Raw genomic sequence first — 16,789 nt, forward strand, 5'->3', positions numbered from 1 at the left:
CGATACATTGAGCCCAAGGAGTCTTACATGCCGCTGTGGACGATCTATCACACGCCAAACGTCTTTTCCGACAAGGAAAAATCCGATCTCGCAAACAGCATCACCGACGTGTACGTCACCGTGGGCCTCCCCCGGTTTTACGTCGTCACAGTGTTCAAACAGATCGAACCGGACGACTTGTATGTCGGCGGTGAACGGGCCGGCACCGCCGTGCGGATCGTTGTCGATCACATTGCGCGCACCCTGCCCGACAAGGCCGCACGCGAGCGCAGCGCCCTGCGGCTGGGCGGCGTGCTCAGGCCGTATCTGGAACGGCCGGGCCTGCACTGGGAGTTCCACGTTGACGAGACCAGCGAGGAACTCTGGATGATCAACGGGCTGGTACCGCCGCCGATGAACTCGGAGGCTGAACGTGAATGGGCCCGGACCAATCAGTCCAGTCCCTACGCCGCACCGGCCTAGCCCAGTAGCTTGCGGAACTTGCTGCGGTGGAACACGATCGGTGCGACCGACGCATGCACCGTCAGCCCGTGAATATTCAAGATGACAATCGCGTGATCACCGGCGGGCACCTCGGACTGGATGGAAGTCTCGATCCAGGCCGTGGTGCCGCCGATGAACACCGCACCGGTTTCGGTGGTCGAGGTATCCAGGCCGGCGAACCGATCACCGGTCTTGGCCGCCAGAGTGCGCGCGGCATCGTCGTGCGACTCGCCCAGCACACTGATACCCAGCCGTGGGGCCGCCCGCAGATTGGGCCATGTGCTCGAGGAATTCTGCACGCAAAACGCCACAAGCGGGGGATCCAGCGACACCGGCACAAACGTGCTGGCTGCCAATCCGGTTCGCGTTCCGCCGATCTCGGCAGCAATCGCAACTACGCCGGTCGGGAAGTGCCCGAACGCCTCCCGCAGCGTCGCCGCGTCCAAAGTGGTGTCGCTCGTCATAACTGGATGTCACCTCTAGTCTTGCTTCATGACGTCACATGTGACCCTACGCGTCGACGGACAGGTAGCTCGCGTCACCTTGTCCCGGCCCGAGAAGCTCAACGGACTCACTATCGACATGCTGAACGGGTTGACCGCCGCAGCCCGTCATATTGCCTCGGACAACTCGATCCGGGTGGTAGTGCTGTCCGGTGAGGGGGACACATTTTCTACCGGCCTGGATTTCGCGGCCGCCGGGAAAGATCCGGCGCGCGTCGTCGCGAACTTCATTCCGCTCCCCTGGCTGGGTACCAACGGTTTTCAGGAGGCATGCTGGGCGTGGCGCCGGCTTCGCGTGCCGGTGATCGCGGTCATCCAAGGGCGTTGCTACGGCGGGGGGCTGCAGCTGGCGCTGGCCGCCGACTTCCGGTTCACCACACCCGACGCCGAGTTCTCGATCCTGGAAGCCAAATGGGGTCTGATCCCCGATATGTCCGGAAGCGTCACGCTGAGTCAATTGATCGGAATCGACACCGCCAAGCGCCTCACCATGACCGGTGAGATGTTCGACGGCTTCTATGCCAAGGAAATCGGGCTGGTTACTCAGGTGAGCGCCGACCCGGAGGCCGACGCCTCCGAACTCATCGATCAGATCCTGTCACGCTCCCCCGATTCGGTGGCCGCCACCAAGACACTGTTCGACAAGGCGTGGTCGATGGTTCCGCGGCGGGCATTCGGCTTGGAACGCCGCCTGCAGCTGCGGCTGATGCGCGGACCCAACTTCGCCATCGCACGCAAGGCCGGGATCGACAAGACCGAGCCGCAGTTCAAGGCCCGCAGCATCTAGCGCGTGAGCAACACGACGCCCCACTCCGTAGAATTGCTTGTGCGTCCAGCTCTTGAAGGATCTTGCTTCGCTCGCTAGGCCGCGGGTACGCAGTCGCGCAGCTCGGGCGCCATCCCGTAGGGGCCCCACATCTGCCGCTCGGCGTCTTGGCGCGCCTCGCCCTCGTTACTTCCGCGGCCGATCACCGTGCCCGCCCATTGCTTCATCCCAAACCCCATTCCGGGCATGCCACCCGGGCCAAAACCAGGCGGGCCGAAGTTGTTATCGGCATACACCTGGCATTGGACCGCGACTGGGCCGTTCCCTGGCGCTGCCGACACAATCGGCGCAGCGAACATGGACAACGCCAAACCGAACCCCGCCGCCATCGAACAGATCGTTCGCATGGATCTCCTCCCTCACTCTGTGCCAGTAGTTTGCCACAGGGTGAGTAATACGCGCACTACCGGTTCGCGGACCAGATCTACGGGGTCGCTACCTGCTGCTGAGGTGCCCGTGCGCGGCGGCCACATCGGGATGGGCCCGCAGCCGGCTCTTCCAGGCGTTCTCGCCATAGGTGGCGTGAATCGGATCGCCCGGATCAGCACGTACACCGCGCGCCCGGTCCCGCAACTCCCGTGGCAGCTCCAGCGCCGGAATATGCGCATCCAGCCTCGGATTGAAGAAGTAGGCGACAGACGTGCGCGGCGCCCCGGTGAGAATCACCCGGTGCCGAGTAGCGCGCAGATATCCACCACTGGCGCGCTCAAGCAACTCTCCGATGTTGACGATGAACGCACCCGAGCGCCCCGGGGCATCCAGCCACGTCCCGTCCACCTCAACCTGCAGGCCTGCGACATCGGGCTCGGCCAACAGCAGGGTCAGCACACCGGAATCCCGGTGCGCACCCACGCCCTGGTCGCTGGACCCAACCGCCGGATACCGGATGACCTTGATCAGCGTCGCCGGTTCGGCCCCAAATGCCTCGTCGAAGAAGTCACCATCGGCCCCTAAGGCAATGGCCCACTCCTTCAGTAGTTTTCGCCCCACCTCCGCCAGCGCCACATCCCAGCTCTCGAGCGCCGCTCTCAACTCAGGGACTGCCTCCGGCCACTGATTGGGTCCTTGTAACCACATGTAGTCGCGGTCTCGTACCGTCTCACTGGCGGCGCGCTCGGGTCCCACATCGATCTGCTCACGCCAGTCGGTACGCCCACCGGTCAGCTCGCCACCCAGCCGGGTGAAGCCGCGGAAATGTGGGCTTCGGACCATCGCGATGGCGTCCTTATCCTGCTCTGGGAGAGCGAAAAGCCGGCCGGCGGCCGACAGCACCTGGTCCACCAGCCCCGGCGAAACACCGTGCCCAGTGAGGTAAAAGAAACCGACGTCGTGTGTGACCTCGCGCAGGGCCGCACGTAGCTGGTTCGGATCGCCGGACAGGTCGACTACGGGAAGCTCACCCACGCGTCCATGCTCCTCCGCAAACCTGGAAGGGACCACCGTCTTGAACGCCGTGAGGAAATATCACAAGTACGATGGCCAAACCGCCGGGCGAGAGGGACGCACAGGGGAATGACGTCATCGGAGAGACCCCCACCAGATGCGGGTAGCCAGCAGGCCGGGGACCTAGCACCGGGGACGACCGTATCCGGATACCAGATTGAACGCGTCCTCGGCCGCGGCGGCATGGGTACCGTCTATCTGGCCGCGAATCCGAATCTGCAACGTTCCGAGGCCCTGAAGATCCTCAGCGCCCAAGCCTCGCGCGACCCCGCCTTCCGGGCGCGGTTCATGCGGGAAGCATCGCTCGCCGCATCCCTGGACCACCCGAACATCGTCACAGTGCACAACCGCGGCGAGACTCCACAGGGTGATCTCTGGATCGCGATGCAGTACGTGCAGGGCAGCGATGCGCATTCGGAATCGGTGAACGGGCGTGTGTCGTTGACCCGGGCCGTTCACATCGTTAGCGAAGTCGCCAAGGCGCTCGACTATCTGCACGCCCGCGGTCTGGTGCACCGCGACGTGAAGCCGGCCAACATCCTGCTATCCGAGGGTGACCGACGAATCATGCTGGGCGACTTCGGCGTTGCCCGCGCACTTGATGACAGCAGCAGCGTCACCTCGGCAGGTAATGTGACGGCCACTATCGCGTATGCCGCACCGGAGGTCCTGTCCGGCGCGGCCGTCGATGGCCGAGCCGACGTGTATGCCTTGGGCTGCACGCTCTTTCGCATGGTCACCGGTCAACCGCCATTCGGATCCGGCAACTCCCTGCCCGCCCTCATCAATGCGCACCTTTCGACGCCCCCGCCCCGGATCTCCCAGTTCGCGCCGGTACCCGAGTCAATGGACGGGCTGATTGCCAAGGCAATGGCCAAGAATCCCGCTGACCGTTACCAGAGCGCCGGCGAGTTCGCGTCGGCCGCTCAGCAGATCCTGGCAGATCCGGCGCAGCACCGCCAGACGGTGGCACAGCCCGTACCCGCCCCGGCACCTCCGCCAGCCCCGGCACCACATCTTGTGCAGACCACCACATCCCCAGTCACAGCCGACACTGAGCGAACCATGGTCAGACACAAGCGAATTGTTGCCATCGTCGGCGCCATTGTGCTGGTTGTCGCATCCTCTGTCGTGGCGGTCCTGATCTGGCCGCGCCAGCACAATGGCACTCATACTCGGCCGGAATCCGCGCCCAGCGCGGCCAACGTAAGGCCCGGTGAATCGTTGGCCGGGCAACCCAATGCCGTCCTCGACAGCTTGCTACCCGGACAGTTCGACTATCCCGAGGGGTGGGAGAAGAATCCGTCACCGACCTTCAAATCGGGCGAGTTCAATCCTGCCGTTCCGCCCGGATCGGCCACCAACATCGGGGGAACCCCGGTGGGCTGCAACACTATTGATCCCATCTGGGCACTCCGCCCGAAGGGTCGCGAGACATCCACGCTGTACCTACGGGATCGGAAGAACCCCGAGCGCGAAATCCTGATCCGGGTGGTTCCGGCGGCAGACGCGTTGTCGGCCGACGGCGGCTCAGACACGCTGAAGAGATGCGATGCGATCGCGTACATCATTCCCGGCGGCACCACCACCTGGCGATGCTCCTTCGAATTCGACGAGCCAAATCCTGTTCAGAACAGCCAAAAAGAGCTCACCACAACGGAATCATGCTTTATGTTCCCCTCGGGAGCCAACGGCATTCGGCAACACGTGTCTTTCAACATCGTGCGCGGACTACTTGTGTACATCCTGGCCAGCGGCGCCTCCAACCGGAACGACGCGGCAGGGTCCCTCAACGCCACCACGCTGAGCTTCGCGACCACCATGAAGATCCTGCGTTACGGCCGCTAAGCCTTAGGCGTCCAGGGCTTGAGCCAGTCGGTGGGCTCCCAGCCCTCGGCCGCGGCAAGTAGCTCGTACATCGTTGCGCCGTCGATTGTTTCGCGAATGATGTCGGCATGGCCGGCATGGCGCGCCAGTTCCTCAACGATATGCAGCGCCACCCAACGCACATTCCAGGCGTCGATGTCCTTGGGGAACCAGGGTGCGGACGGGATCGGTACCGGAGTGTCCAGGCCCTTGTCTTTGACCGCGGCGAGCGTCGCCGCGCTCTGCGCACCGAATGCCGCCAACGCCCCGGCGAGCGTCTCGTCCTCGCCCAAGGCGAACTCGTCATCGGCACGCTGATGGTCGGTTCCGGGACCGGGAGCCGACACGATCCGGTCCGTCCAGCCGGCCTGCATGTGGGTGACATGCTTGATCAACCCGCCAATGGATAGCGTGCCCGCCGTCGGAGTCAGGCGAGCCTGCTCGTCAGTCAAGCCGAAAGCCACGATCCGGAAAGCGTCTTGCTGCTGCGCGATGTACTCGATCAGGCCGTCCAACTCGGTCAGAACGGGTGGGGGCATGGCAGGCATACAAGGTCCTCTCATGGGCGGTGAGCTGGCATGCATAAGCGAACACCACGGGTCCGACATCACTCTTCGAAGCGCCAAAAAACAGCCCCTGACCTGCGATATCGAATTGTGATGACAGACACAAGGTCAGGACTTTTGTCATCCGCTGAGCGGCGGTATAGTTCAGTTGTTACCGGTGGGTAACTTAATCGGAAGTAAGAACCCAACCGAATACTCAGAACAGCCCCACGAGAAAAGGCAATGACGCACATGGGCCACTACAAGTCGAACGTCCGCGACCTGGAGTTCAACCTCTTCGAGCTCTTCAAGATCCAGCAGGTATTCGGGGGCGAAGAATTCCCCGAGCTGGACGAAGACACCGCTCGCACCTTCCTTGCCGAAATGCGCACCCTCGCCGAAGGACCGCTGGCCGATTCGTTCGCCGAGGGCGACCGCAACCCACCGGTCTTCGATCCGGAGACCCACTCGGTCGCCATCCCCGAGCCCTTCAAGAAGTCCGTCAAGGCCATCACCGAAGCCGGCTGGGATCGCCTCGGCCTGATCGAAGAGCTCGGCGGCAGCCCGGTTCCCCGCTCGCTGATGTGGGCCGTTCAGGAGATGATCCTGGGCGCCAACCCCGCCGTCTGGATGTACAGCGGCGGTGCCGGTTTCGCGCAGATCTTCTACAACGTCGCCACCGATGAGCAGAAGAAGTGGGCCGAATTCGCCGCCGAGCGCGGCTGGGGCGCCACCATGGTGCTCACCGAGCCCGACGCCGGTTCGGACGTGGGCGCCGGACGCACCAAGGCCATCAAGCAGGAGGACGGCTCCTGGCACATCGAGGGTGTGAAGCGCTTCATCACCTCGGCCGATTCGGACGACATGTTCGAGAACATCATGCACCTGGTGCTGGCCCGCCCCGAGGGCGCCGGCCCCGGCACCAAGGGCCTGTCGCTGTTCTTCGTGCCGAAGTTCATCCCGAACTTCGAGACCGGCGAGCCGGGCGAGCGCAACGGTGCCTTTGTCACCAATGTCGAACACAAGATGGGCCTGAAGGTTTCGGCCACCTGTGAGCTGAGCTTCGGTCAGCACGGCGTACCCGCCAAGGGCTGGCTGGTCGGCGAGGTGCACAACGGCATCGCGCAGATGTTCGATGTCATCGAGCAGGCCCGCATGATGGTGGGCACCAAGGCCATTGCCACCCTGTCGACCGGCTACCTGAACGCGCTGGAGTACGCCAAGACCCGCGTGCAGGGTGCGGACATGACACAGCTGACCGACAAGACCGCTCCCCGTGTCACCATCACGCACCACCCGGACGTGCGCCGCTCGCTGATGACCCAGAAGGTTTACGCCGAGGGTCTGCGTGCGCTGTACCTGTACGCCACCACCTTCCAGGACGCCGTGGCCGCCAAGGCCATCAACGGCGTCGAGGCTGCGGATGCGGTCAAGCTCAACGACCTGCTGCTGCCGATCATCAAGGGTGTGGGCTCCGAGCGCGCCTACGAGAAGCTCACCGAGAGCCTGCAGACCTTCGGTGGCTCCGGCTTCCTGCAGGACTACCCGATTGAGCAGTACATCCGCGACGCCAAGATCGACTCGCTGTATGAGGGCACCACCGCGATCCAGGCCCAGGACTTCTTCTTCCGGAAGATCGTCAAGGACCAGGGCAAGTCGCTGGCCTTCGTTTCCGGCCAGATCGAGGAGTTCGTCAAGAGCGAGACCGGCAACGGTCGCCTCAAGGCCGAGCGTGCGCTGCTCGCTACGGCGCTGGAGGACGTGCAGGCCATGGCGGCGGGCATGACCGGCAACCTGATGGCCGCACAGCAGGAGATCACCCAGGTCTACAAGGTCGGTACGGCCTCTGTGCGCTTCCTGATGAGCGTCGGCGATCTGCTGATCGGCTGGCTGCTGCAGCGTCAGGCTGCCGTCGCCATCGAGGCGCTGGACGCCGGCGCCACCGGTGCCGACAAGGCCTTCTACGAGGGCAAGATCGCGGCCGCCTCGTTCTTCGCCAAGAACATGCTGCCCGTGCTGACCTCGACTCGCGCCATCCTGGACAACGTCGACAACGACATCATGGAGCTCGACGAAGCCGCTTTCTGATCGATTCAGTCGCGAAAGCCCCCGTTTCCACTGGAGACGGGGGCTTCGTGCATTCCGGTGTATCGCCGTTGTCAGACCGCGCATAGGGTTGCCGTATGCCTCGTTACTACCGCGACCAGCAGGCGTGGAAAGACCTCCAGATGTTCCTCCCCGAGCGGCTGCGCCTGGACGAATCGACGGCGCCGCAGGAGGAATTCTGGCTCTATTGCCATGAATGTGGGTCGGGTGGGGTGTGCTATGTCTCGCGTGGCGGAGTGGTCTGGGCGCACGGGTAGCTCATAGGTTCGAAAGCTCCTACACCTCGTACCAAGGAGCTTGCCCGTGCGCGCGACCACTTTACTCAACCGTGTCCTCGACCTGCCGAAGACCACGGTCCGCGACGTCGAGTGCGGCGACAAGGTGACGGTGTGGGTGCGCCCGCAACAGCGGGTGATGTCCTGTCCGCATTGCGATTTCCGTACCCGGCACCGCTACGACACACGGATGGTGGATTCGGCGTGGCGGCACCTGGACCTCAGTGGGCGGGTATGTGTGCTCAAACTGCGGCGACGTCGGTTGCGCTGCCCCGAGCACGGTGTCCTGGCCGAGTCAGTGCCGTTCGCGCGGCCGGGATCGGGGTTCACCCGCGACTTCGAGGACCTTGCGGTCTGGCTGGCCGCCAAGTGTGACAAGAAGACGGTGTCGACGTTCTGCCGCGTCACGTGGCGCACCGTCGGGGCGATGTGTTCGCGCGTCGTGGCCGAGAAACTGGACCCCGACCGGCTGGCCGGGCTGGTCGACATCGGCGTCGATGAGATCTCCTGGCGCAAGCACCACAAGTATTTGACTTTGGTGTCCGACCACGACACCGGCACAATCGTGTGGGGTGCGCCGGGCAAGAAGGCAGCCACTCTCGACGCGTTCTTCACCGCGGCCCTACCCGCCGATGGCGCGAAGAAGATCGAGGCCGTGTCGATGGACCTCGGGCCGGCATTCGCGAAATCCGTTCGCGCACATGCCCCGCAGGCGGTGATCTGCTTCGATCCGTTCCATGTCGTCAAACTAGCCACCGACGCCCTCGACGACGTTCGCCGTCAGGTATGGCAGTCCGCGCGCAAACTGTCGGACAAGCAGATCGCCAAAACCTACAAGGGAGCCCGCTGGGCGCTGCTGAAGAACCCCGAATCCCTCACCGACACACAGAAAGCCACCCTCGCCCAGCTCAAACGCGAGGGCGGCGCACTGGTCCGCGCCTACGAACTGAAGGAATCGCTGCGGGCGGTGTTCGCCGGGGATCTTGACGCCGACACCGTCACCGACATGCTCGGGAAATGGTGCTCATGGGCGCAGCGGTGCCGGATCCCGCAGTTCGTCAAGGTCGGCCGAACCATCAACAAACACCTCGATGGCATCCAAGCCGCGGTGGAGCGCGGACTGGCCAACGGCCGCCACGAAGGGCTCAACAACAAGGTCCGGTTGATCATCCGCAGGGCCTACGGCTTCCACAACGCCGAGAACGCGCTCGCCATGATCATGCTCGTCTGCGGACCGGTGACCCTCGAACTCCCATACCACACATGAGGTCATCCACATTCATGGCAATAGAGCCGGAATTCTGGGATTGGCACGGCAATCAGGTGCACCTCGACCGGTATACCAATGCCGCGGCACCGGTCAAGGTGGTGTTGCTGCACGGGGTAGGCACCAACGGCCGCCAGATGTCACTGATTCTTGGTGCGCCGTTGGCGCGCAGAGGCTACGAGACGGTCGCGATCGACAACCTGGGCTACGGCCTGACCGATGTGGCGCCCGGCACGGTGCCGGGATACGGCGATTGGGTGGACCTGGTGGTCGACTTCCTGGACTACGAGCGGCGCCGCGATGTGCGCCCCATCGTGCTGTACGGCCTCAGTGCCGGCGGCATGCTCGCCTACCACGTGGCCGCCAAGGCGCCACGCGACACAGTACGCGGGATCATCGGCATGACGTTCCTGGATCAGCGGGTGCGCGAGGTGGCCGACGGGACCGCGCATGATCTGTTGACGGCGCGTGTGGGCGTCCCGTTCCTACGGCTCGCGGCCAAGACGCCGGCCCGTCGGGTGCGCTACCCCATGTGGCTGGCCGCGAAGATGAGCACGCTTGCCAACAACCGCGCGGCGATGAAGGTCTTCATGAAGGACCGCACATCGGCCGCCAACTGGGTCAGTGTGAAGTTCCTGGCGGAGTACATGAGCTATGCCCCCGCCGTCGAACCGGCCGACTTCGACGTGTGTCCGGTCATGCTCACGCAACCCGACGAGGACCAGTGGACTCCCTACGAGTTCAGTAAGCCGGTGCTCGAGCCCATCACCCAGGTGCCGGTGACGGTAGTTCCCCTGGAACGGGCCGGGCACTATCCGCTGGAAGATCCGGGACTCAAGCAACTGGAAGATGCCGCCGTCGGGTTCATCCGTGCGGTGGCCGGCTGAGCCGACGTCACGAATACACCAGCGCCGCAACATGGTCGGCCAGTTCGGGTACGGGCAGCCGGCCATCCAATTCCATCGAGGCGCTCTCGCGTAACAGCGGTTCTATCGCCTCGGTGTTCTGCGCTATCTCGTCCTGCTCGGCCCTGGTTCGCCCGTACGGATTACCGGAGCGTGAGCTGACCCGCGCGATCGCCACCGACAACGGCACACTGAGCAGCACCACGTGGGCGAATCTGTCATAAAAGTCCACCTGGTTGTCGACGGTGCCGGAAACAACAACCTCGGCATGCTGATCCAGCAGCTCCGACATCCGGCCCGCATCCCACCTACCGTCGGCCAAAGTCCAGCCGTCGTAGTCGGTGTCCACCGTGCGCATACCGCGCCGTGCCAGCTCCTGTAACAGCGTGGTCTTGCCCGTCCCCGACATGCCCGTCACCAATACCCGCGCCACATCTGAACCATATGCGGTGGCGGCTCGTTGACAGCAGGAGAAGAGTGGAGCCAACGGGAGGCGACGATGGAGCAAGCAGCACGACGGGTCATCGCGGGACTGGTCGCCGCGGCGGCCGCGCTCGCTGCCGGACAACTGACCGCCACCGCCGTCGCGCCCGATTCCGCACCGTTCTACGCGGTCGGGAACACGGTCGTGGATCACACCCCGGCGGCTGTTCGCGAATGGGTCATCGGCGTCTTCGGCACCTCCGACAAGGCGGTGCTGTTTGTCTGTCTATCCGCGATCATCGCTCTGCTCGCCGCGGCCGCAGGCCTGGCCGAGGGTGAACGACGTTACGGCTCCGTTCTCATCGGCATGCTCGGAGCGGCCGGGGCCGTCGCCGCGGCGACTCGCCCGGCGGGGGGATTCACCTGGATCTGGCCCTCGGTGATCGCCGCCGTGGCGGGAGTGCTGGTGCTGCGCGCACTGGTCAACCGCACGCAGGGCCAGGAAGCGCCGGACCGCCGCAGATTCTTCGGAACGGCAGCGGTTTTCGCGATCGGATCAGCAGGTGTCTATTGGCTCGGCAGCCGCTGGAGCAAGGGTGCCGTCATCGCCGAGGAACGCCGGGACGCCGCATTGCCCGCACCTGTCGCGCCGGCCCCTCCCCTGCCCGACGGCATCAACGTCAAGGGCGCGGCCCCGTTCATCACGAGCAATGCGGACTTCTACCGCATCGACACCGCGTTGCGGGTGCCTCAGGTGACCACGTCCGAGTGGCAGCTCAACATTCACGGCATGGTCGACCGTCCGCGCACCCTGACGTGGGCCGACCTGAACGCCATGGCCGCGACCCAACGAGCCGTCACTCTCACATGTGTCTCCAACGAAATCGGCGGAGATCTCATCGGCAACGCGATCTGGACCGGCTTTCCCATCAAACCGATTTTGGAATCGGTTGGGGTGCACCCGGATGCGGACATGCTGTTGTCGAAGAGCGCCGACGGCTGGACGGCCGGTACCCCGCTGCAGGTGCTGACCGACGGCCGCGACGCCATTCTCGCCACCGCGATGAATGGCACACCGTTGCCCGTCGAGCACGGCTACCCCGTCCGGCAGGTGGTGCCCGGATTGTATGGGTATGTGTCGGCGACCAAATGGGTTGTCGACTGGGAGATCACACGCTTCGACAAGGCCGATGCGTACTGGACCGTCCGCGGCTGGTCGGCGCGCGGGCCCATCAAGACGGGCTGCCGCATCGACACGCCCCGGACCGGCGAGCGCCTGGGCACCGGCACGCAGGTCGTGGCGGGAACGGCCTGGGCACAACACCGCGGTATCACCCGGGTGGAAGTGCGGATTGACGACGGCCCGTGGCAGCCGGCCCGGCTGGCCCCGGAGTATTCGGTCGACACCTGGCGGCAGTGGTGGTTCGGCTGGCACGCGACACCGGGCGAGCACATCATCACCGCGCGGGCTACCGATGGCACCGGAGCGGTGCAGACCGATCAGATCGCCTCGCCGGTTCCCGACGGGGCAACGGGCTATCCGAAACGGCTTGTGACGGTGGCGGCCTAAAAATTAGGTAGCCCCGCGCCGCCGTCGGGTCGGGGGGTCGGACGGTGGCGCGAGGCTACCCATGTATCGACACCCACTCCAGGAGCGTTACAGCTCCCCGGAAAAAACTTGAAACTTTTTTTGGGGCCGCCCCGAGAATGCCAAAACCCCCGGTCATCGGCTTGATGCCGACGACCGGGGGCCTGGATTAGCGATCTAAACGACTCAGGCTTCCAGGATGGCGGTCACGCCCTGGCCGCCCGCGGCGCACACCGAGATGAGCCCGCGGTACGTACCGGTCCCGCCGTTTTCCTTCTTCTTCTCCGCGAGTTGCTTGGCCAGCTGCGCCACGATGCGCCCACCGGTGGCCGCGAATGGGTGGCCGGCGGCCAGTGAGGAACCATTGACGTTGAGTTTGGAGCGGTCGATCGCACCCAACGGCTTGTCCAGGCCGAGGCGCTCCTTGCAGTAGTCCGCCGACTCCCACGCCTGCAGCGTCGCGAGCACCACCGAGGCGAAGGCCTCGTGGATTTCGTAGAAGTCGAAGTCCTGCAGGGTCAAGCCGTTACGGGCCAGCAGACGCGGCACCGCGTAGGTCGGGGCCATCAGCAGACCGTCGGGGCCGTTGATGTAGTCCACGGCCGCGGTCTCACCGTCGACGAAGTAGGCCAGCACCGGCAGACCGCGCTCGGCGGCCCACTCCTCGCTGGACAGCAGCGCCACCGAGGCACCATCGGTCAGCGGGGTGGAGTTACCCGCGGTCATAGTGGCGTCGCCATGCTTCACGCCGAACACCGGCTTCAACGTGGCCAGCTTCTCGACGCTCGAATTCGGGCGCAGGTTGTCATCGCGGTACAGGCCCAGGAACGGGCTGATCAGGTCGTCGAAGAAGCCGCGGTCGTAGGCGGCGGCCATCTTCTGGTGGCTGGCGGCGGCCAGGGCGTCCTGGTCGGTGCGCTTGACGCCCATTTGCTTGGCGGTGATGGCGGCGTGCTCGCCCATGGACAGCCCGGTGCGGGGCTCACCGTTCTGCGGGATGTCCACACCCAGGGCGGCAGGGAGCTTGCCGAGCAGCTTGAGGCGGGTCACGTTGTCCTTGGCGCGCCGGATCGCCAGCAAGGTGTGGCGAAGATCATCACCGAAGTTGATGGGCGCGTCGGAGGTGGTGTCCACACCACCGGCCAGCACCGACTCGTACCGGCCCAGTGCAATGCCGTCGGCGCCCACGATGGCCGCCTGCAGACCCGTGCCGCAGGCCTGCTGCAGATCAAAGGCCTGGGTGTACGGCGAGAGCGGGCTGCCCAGCACCGATTCGCGGGTGAGATTGAAATCACGGCTCAGCTTGAGCACAGCGCCAGCGATGACGGCGCCCAGGCGCTCGCCCTTGAGGTTGAAACGATCAGACGCCCCGGTGATGGCGGCGGTCAACATGTCCTGGTTGGAGGCATTCGCGTAGGCGCCGTCCGAGCGTGCGAAGGGGATGCGGTTACCACCGAGAACCGCGACGCGGCGGCGACCTTGCGAAGCGTCTGACTTGCGAGCCGGGCTAGTTGCCACTTGTCTCTCCACTGTTGAGGGGGCAGGATTACCGAGCATTCTTACTCTGGAGTAAGTTCTTTGTCGAATTCACCCTAGACCAATTACGAAGGACGGCACATGTCCCCCAAGCTCACTGACGACCTCTACGCGCTGCTGGTCAACTCCGGGCCCGGAAACCTGCTCGCCGGCCGCCTGGGTATCCCGCAGCCCGAGAAGCTGCGCCGCTACAAGAAGGGTCAGCCCGCGCTGGCCGGGCCCGTGCTGATCGGTGGCGAGGGCCGCCTCGCCGAGCCGCTGCGCGCTGCCCTGGCCGACGACTACGAGGTGGTTTCCAACAACCTCGGCGGCCGTTGGGCCGACAAGTTCGGCGCCCTGGTCTTCGATGCCACCGGTATCACCACCCCGGCAGAGCTCAAGGCCCTGCACGAGTTCTTCACCCCGCTGCTGCGCAATGTCGGCGCGTCGGGTCGCCTGCTCGTCATCGGCACCACCCCGGACAAGGCCGCCACCACCGACGAGCGCATCGCCCAGCGCGCACTGGAGGGCTTCACCCGCTCGCTGGCCAAGGAGTTCGGCAACGGCGCCACCGTGCAGCTGGTGTACCTGCACCCCGACGCCAAGACCGGTGCCACCGGCCTGGAGTCGACCGTCCGCTTCATCCTGTCGGCCAAGTCCACCTATGTGGACGGCCAGGTGTTCTACGTTGGTGCCGACGATTCCACCCCGCCCGCCGACTGGGACAAGCCGCTGGCCGGCAAGGTCGCCATCGTCACCGGCGCCGCCCGCGGTATCGGTGAGACCATCGCCGAGGTGTTCGCCCGTGACGGCGCGGCCGTCGTCGCGATCGACATGCCGTCGGACGATCTGACCGCCGTCGCCCAGAAGGTCGGCGGCACCGCCCTGGCATTGGACGTCACCGCGGCTGACGCGATCGACCAGATCACCGCGCACCTCAAGGAGCACCACGGCGGCAAGGCCGACATCCTGGTCAACAACGCCGGCATCACCCGCGACAAGCTGCTCAAGAACATGGACGACGCCCGCTGGGACTCGGTGATCGCCGTCAATCTGCTTGCCCCGCAGCGCCTTACCGAGGGGCTCATCGAAAACGGCACCATCGGAACGGGCGGGCGGGTCATCGGCCTGGCCTCTATCGCAGGCATCGCCGGTAACCGCGGCCAGACCAACTACGGCGCCACCAAGGCCGGCATGATCGGCATCACCCAGGCGCTCGCTCCGTCGCTGGCCGAGAAGGGCATCACCATCAACGCCGTCGCGCCGGGCTTCATCGAGACCAAGATGACTGCCGCCATCCCGCTGGCCAACCGCGAGGTGGGTCGCCGCATCAACTCGCTGAACCAGGGTGGCGAGCCCGTGGATGTGGCCGAGACCATCGCCTACTTCGCCAGCCCCGCTTCGAACGCGGTGACCGGCAACGTGGTTCGCGTCTGCGGCCAGTCGTGGCTGGGGGCCTGACATGGCTCAGCCGTCCGGGCTTCAGAACATGGTGATGGCGGCAGTGGGTGCACTGCCGTTCATCCCGCGCCCCTCCACGCTGCCCACCCGTGTGGTGCGCACCCACGGCGTGAAGATCGACCCCGCGAATGTGGCCGCCTACGCGCAGGTGACCGGGCTGACCTTCTCCGACAAGGTGCCGGTGACCTATCCGTTCACCCTGCAGTTCCCATCGGTGATGTCGTTGGTCGCGAGCCTGGACTTCCCGTTCCCGGCAATCGGCACGGTGCACCTGGAGAACCACATCACCCAGCACCGCGCCATCACCGCGACCGACACCGTCGACATCGAGGTGCGCGCGGAGAACCTGCGCGAACACCGCAAGGGACTGCTGGTGGACGTCCTCACCGACATCACCATCGGAACCGACACGGTGTGGCAGCAGACCATGACGTTCCTGCGTCAGCAGCGCACCAGCCTCTCGGGCGGCCCCAAGCCCGAGCCACCCAAGGCCGTCAAGCTGCCGCCGCCCAACTCGACGCTGCGGATCAGCGGTGGGCAGATCCGCCGGTATGCGTCGGTGGGTGGTGACCATAACCCGATCCACACCTCCTCGATCGGCGCCAAGGCACTGGGCTTCCCGAAGGCAATCGCTCACGGAATGTTCACGGCCGCAGCAGTTCTCGGCAACATCCAGGGAGAAATTCCTGATGCCGTGCGTTACGACGTGAAGTTCGGCAAGCCGGTTCTGCTGCCCGCCGCGGTGGGCGTGTGGATCGAGAAGGATGGGAACGGCTGGGATATCGCCGTGCGCAATCCGCGCAATGGTGATCCGCACGTGACCGGGAGCGTCACCCCGCTCTGATCAAGCACCTTCCGAAGGCCCGCGACAGGTTAATCCGGTCGCGGGCCTTCTGCGTTCCAGAGCGCGGCCGCCTTTGCGCGATGAGTTGTCGGATCCGTGGCGGTCTCTTCGTCATAGAGATAGAGACCCCCTCTGGACAGGAGCCATCATGACCACCGCACTCAGCCCCCTGGAGACCGTCGCCAACGCCCGCGCCGCACTGTACGAGGTCGTCAGCAGACTCACCGAGGCAGACAACGACAAGCCGACACCCAACGCCAAGTTCACCGTCGCTCAGCTCACCGATCATCTGCAGAACTCCATCAAACTGCTTGGCGGAGCGGCGGGTGTCGACATCGACCTCACCACCGAAGGTTCCGTGGCCGACCGTCTGCTGCCCCAGTCGCAGGCGGTTGTCGACGGCTGGCAGCGCCGCGGCATCGACGGGACGGTCCGCCTTCCGATCGGCGAGTACCCCGCCGAAGTCGCCGTCCGCATCCTGAGTTCGGAGTTCCTGGTCCATGCCTGGGATTACGCCGTGGCCACCGGTCAGGAGTTCGATCCGATGGATGAACTCACTACCGGTGTCCTGGAATCGGTGCGCATGATCATCCAGCCGGAGCGCCGCGACGGGGACTTCTTCGCCGACGAGGTACCGGTGCCCGAGGACTCCCCGAGCTTGGTGAAACTCATCGCCTTCACCGGCCGCAACCCGGGATGGTCACCGGCAAGCTGACCGGAGTAATACTCACGCTGATCA

The 16,789-nt window shown here is 65.0% G+C and carries 16 protein-coding genes and 1 pseudogene; 11 read left to right on the top strand and 6 right to left on the bottom strand.

From position 1 onward, the window contains the following. Positions 1 to 27: 27 nt before the first annotated feature. Positions 28 to 462, top strand: a complete 435-nt coding sequence (locus ABG82_RS25005; protein WP_043076309.1) for a tautomerase family protein — start codon at positions 28 to 30, stop codon at positions 460 to 462. Here the strand turns inward: ABG82_RS25005 and ABG82_RS25010 are convergent. After that, a complete protein-coding gene (locus tag ABG82_RS25010) occupies positions 459 to 947 on the bottom strand; it encodes a flavin reductase family protein (RefSeq protein ID WP_043076308.1) in 489 nt (162 codons plus the stop codon). The two genes, ABG82_RS25005 and ABG82_RS25010, sit on opposite strands and share 4 nt — an antisense overlap. A 28-nt stretch (positions 948 to 975) precedes the next feature. On the opposite strand from ABG82_RS25010, the gene ABG82_RS25015 reads away from it, so the two are divergent. After that, positions 976 to 1,773 (top strand): crotonase/enoyl-CoA hydratase family protein, encoded by a 798-nt coding sequence (locus tag ABG82_RS25015; RefSeq protein WP_043076307.1) that lies wholly within the window; start codon positions 976 to 978, stop codon positions 1,771 to 1,773. Between the two features lie 74 nt (positions 1,774 to 1,847). Here the strand turns inward: ABG82_RS25015 and ABG82_RS25020 are convergent, their stop codons facing one another. Together ABG82_RS25020 and ABG82_RS25025 are read right to left on the bottom strand one after the other, a co-directional pair. Continuing rightward, on the bottom strand, positions 1,848 to 2,159 hold the full coding sequence (locus ABG82_RS25020) for a hypothetical protein (protein ID WP_043076306.1): 312 nt from the start codon (positions 2,157 to 2,159) through the stop codon (positions 1,848 to 1,850). Positions 2,160 to 2,247: 88 nt separating this feature from the next. Continuing rightward, on the bottom strand, positions 2,248 to 3,216 hold the full coding sequence (locus ABG82_RS25025; RefSeq protein ID WP_043076305.1) for an isopenicillin N synthase family dioxygenase: 969 nt from the start codon (positions 3,214 to 3,216) through the stop codon (positions 2,248 to 2,250). 108 nt (positions 3,217 to 3,324) lie between these two features. Between ABG82_RS25025 and ABG82_RS25030 the strand changes: the two genes are divergently transcribed. Next, the gene (locus tag ABG82_RS25030) at positions 3,325 to 5,103 is read left to right on the top strand and encodes a serine/threonine-protein kinase (protein WP_043076304.1); all 1,779 of its coding nucleotides are present in this window, start codon (positions 3,325 to 3,327) and stop codon (positions 5,101 to 5,103) included. On the opposite strand, the gene ABG82_RS25035 is transcribed toward ABG82_RS25030, so the two are convergent. After that, complete coding sequence (locus ABG82_RS25035; RefSeq protein ID WP_043076303.1) at positions 5,100 to 5,669, bottom strand: DinB family protein; 570 nt, start codon at positions 5,667 to 5,669, stop codon at positions 5,100 to 5,102. The two genes, ABG82_RS25030 and ABG82_RS25035, sit on opposite strands and share 4 nt — an antisense overlap. Before the next feature lie 249 nt (positions 5,670 to 5,918). Here ABG82_RS25035 and ABG82_RS25040 point away from each other — a divergent pair, with 249 nt between their 5' ends. From ABG82_RS25040 to ABG82_RS25055, 4 genes and pseudogenes are all read left to right on the top strand, one after another. Continuing rightward, a complete protein-coding gene (locus ABG82_RS25040; protein WP_043076400.1) occupies positions 5,919 to 7,754 on the top strand; it encodes an acyl-CoA dehydrogenase in 1,836 nt (611 codons plus the stop codon). 95 nt (positions 7,755 to 7,849) lie between these two features. Further along, positions 7,850 to 7,954 (top strand): annotated as a pseudogene (locus tag ABG82_RS28380) (alpha/beta hydrolase); the annotation flags it as partial. Positions 7,955 to 8,075: 121 nt separating this feature from the next. Beyond that, positions 8,076 to 9,314: an ISL3 family transposase gene (locus ABG82_RS27990; RefSeq protein ID WP_043080596.1), complete on the top strand. Its 1,239-nt coding sequence runs from the start codon at positions 8,076 to 8,078 to the stop codon at positions 9,312 to 9,314. After that, positions 9,311 to 10,201 (top strand): alpha/beta fold hydrolase, encoded by an 891-nt coding sequence (locus ABG82_RS25055; RefSeq protein ID WP_109559289.1) that lies wholly within the window; start codon positions 9,311 to 9,313, stop codon positions 10,199 to 10,201. The genes ABG82_RS27990 and ABG82_RS25055 overlap by 4 nt, the downstream gene beginning before the upstream one ends. A 7-nt stretch (positions 10,202 to 10,208) precedes the next feature. Here the strand turns inward: ABG82_RS25055 and ABG82_RS25060 are convergent, their stop codons facing one another. Next, positions 10,209 to 10,652 (bottom strand): AAA family ATPase, encoded by a 444-nt coding sequence (locus ABG82_RS25060; protein ID WP_043076301.1) that lies wholly within the window; start codon positions 10,650 to 10,652, stop codon positions 10,209 to 10,211. 66 nt (positions 10,653 to 10,718) lie between these two features. Between ABG82_RS25060 and ABG82_RS25065 the strand changes: the two genes are divergently transcribed. Continuing rightward, positions 10,719 to 12,212: a molybdopterin-dependent oxidoreductase gene (locus ABG82_RS25065; protein ID WP_043076300.1), complete on the top strand. Its 1,494-nt coding sequence runs from the start codon at positions 10,719 to 10,721 to the stop codon at positions 12,210 to 12,212. 204 nt (positions 12,213 to 12,416) lie between these two features. Here ABG82_RS25065 and ABG82_RS25070 read toward each other — a convergent pair whose 3' ends face one another. Further along, positions 12,417 to 13,787 (bottom strand): acetyl-CoA C-acetyltransferase, encoded by a 1,371-nt coding sequence (locus tag ABG82_RS25070; RefSeq protein WP_174544345.1) that lies wholly within the window; start codon positions 13,785 to 13,787, stop codon positions 12,417 to 12,419. Positions 13,788 to 13,847: 60 nt separating this feature from the next. Between ABG82_RS25070 and ABG82_RS25075 the strand changes: the two genes are divergently transcribed. The 3 genes from ABG82_RS25075 (at position 13,848) to ABG82_RS25085 (ending at position 16,765) form a co-directional block, all read left to right on the top strand. Beyond that, positions 13,848 to 15,206: a 3-oxoacyl-ACP reductase gene (locus ABG82_RS25075; protein WP_043076298.1), complete on the top strand. Its 1,359-nt coding sequence runs from the start codon at positions 13,848 to 13,850 to the stop codon at positions 15,204 to 15,206. A 1-nt stretch (position 15,207) separates the two neighbouring features. After that, positions 15,208 to 16,050, top strand: coding sequence for a MaoC/PaaZ C-terminal domain-containing protein (locus tag ABG82_RS25080; protein WP_043076297.1), 843 nt, complete (start codon positions 15,208 to 15,210; stop codon positions 16,048 to 16,050). Positions 16,051 to 16,198: 148 nt separating this feature from the next. Then, complete coding sequence (locus tag ABG82_RS25085) at positions 16,199 to 16,765, top strand: TIGR03086 family metal-binding protein (RefSeq protein WP_043076296.1); 567 nt, start codon at positions 16,199 to 16,201, stop codon at positions 16,763 to 16,765. Positions 16,766 to 16,789 lie beyond the last annotated feature (24 nt).

This window comes from Mycobacteroides immunogenum (genome assembly GCF_001605725.1).
Classification (GTDB): Bacteria; Actinomycetota; Actinomycetes; order Mycobacteriales; family Mycobacteriaceae; genus Mycobacterium; species Mycobacterium immunogenum.

Coding starts and splice junctions, on each gene's coding strand:
- ABG82_RS25005 (WP_043076309.1), top strand. CDS start 28: ATGCCGCTGTGGACGATCTATCACACGCCAAACGTCTTTTCCGACAAG.
- ABG82_RS25010 (WP_043076308.1), bottom strand. CDS start 947: ATGACGAGCGACACCACTTTGGACGCGGCGACGCTGCGGGAGGCGTTC.
- ABG82_RS25015 (WP_043076307.1), top strand. CDS start 976: ATGACGTCACATGTGACCCTACGCGTCGACGGACAGGTAGCTCGCGTC.
- ABG82_RS25020 (WP_043076306.1), bottom strand. CDS start 2,159: ATGCGAACGATCTGTTCGATGGCGGCGGGGTTCGGTTTGGCGTTGTCC.
- ABG82_RS25030 (WP_043076304.1), top strand. CDS start 3,325: ATGACGTCATCGGAGAGACCCCCACCAGATGCGGGTAGCCAGCAGGCC.
- ABG82_RS25035 (WP_043076303.1), bottom strand. CDS start 5,669: ATGCCTGCCATGCCCCCACCCGTTCTGACCGAGTTGGACGGCCTGATC.
- ABG82_RS25040 (WP_043076400.1), top strand. CDS start 5,919: ATGGGCCACTACAAGTCGAACGTCCGCGACCTGGAGTTCAACCTCTTC.
- ABG82_RS25055 (WP_109559289.1), top strand. CDS start 9,311: ATGAGGTCATCCACATTCATGGCAATAGAGCCGGAATTCTGGGATTGG.
- ABG82_RS25065 (WP_043076300.1), top strand. CDS start 10,719: ATGGAGCAAGCAGCACGACGGGTCATCGCGGGACTGGTCGCCGCGGCG.
- ABG82_RS25070 (WP_174544345.1), bottom strand. CDS start 13,787: ATGCTCGGTAATCCTGCCCCCTCAACAGTGGAGAGACAAGTGGCAACT.
- ABG82_RS25075 (WP_043076298.1), top strand. CDS start 13,848: ATGTCCCCCAAGCTCACTGACGACCTCTACGCGCTGCTGGTCAACTCC.
- ABG82_RS25080 (WP_043076297.1), top strand. CDS start 15,208: ATGGCTCAGCCGTCCGGGCTTCAGAACATGGTGATGGCGGCAGTGGGT.
- ABG82_RS25085 (WP_043076296.1), top strand. CDS start 16,199: ATGACCACCGCACTCAGCCCCCTGGAGACCGTCGCCAACGCCCGCGCC.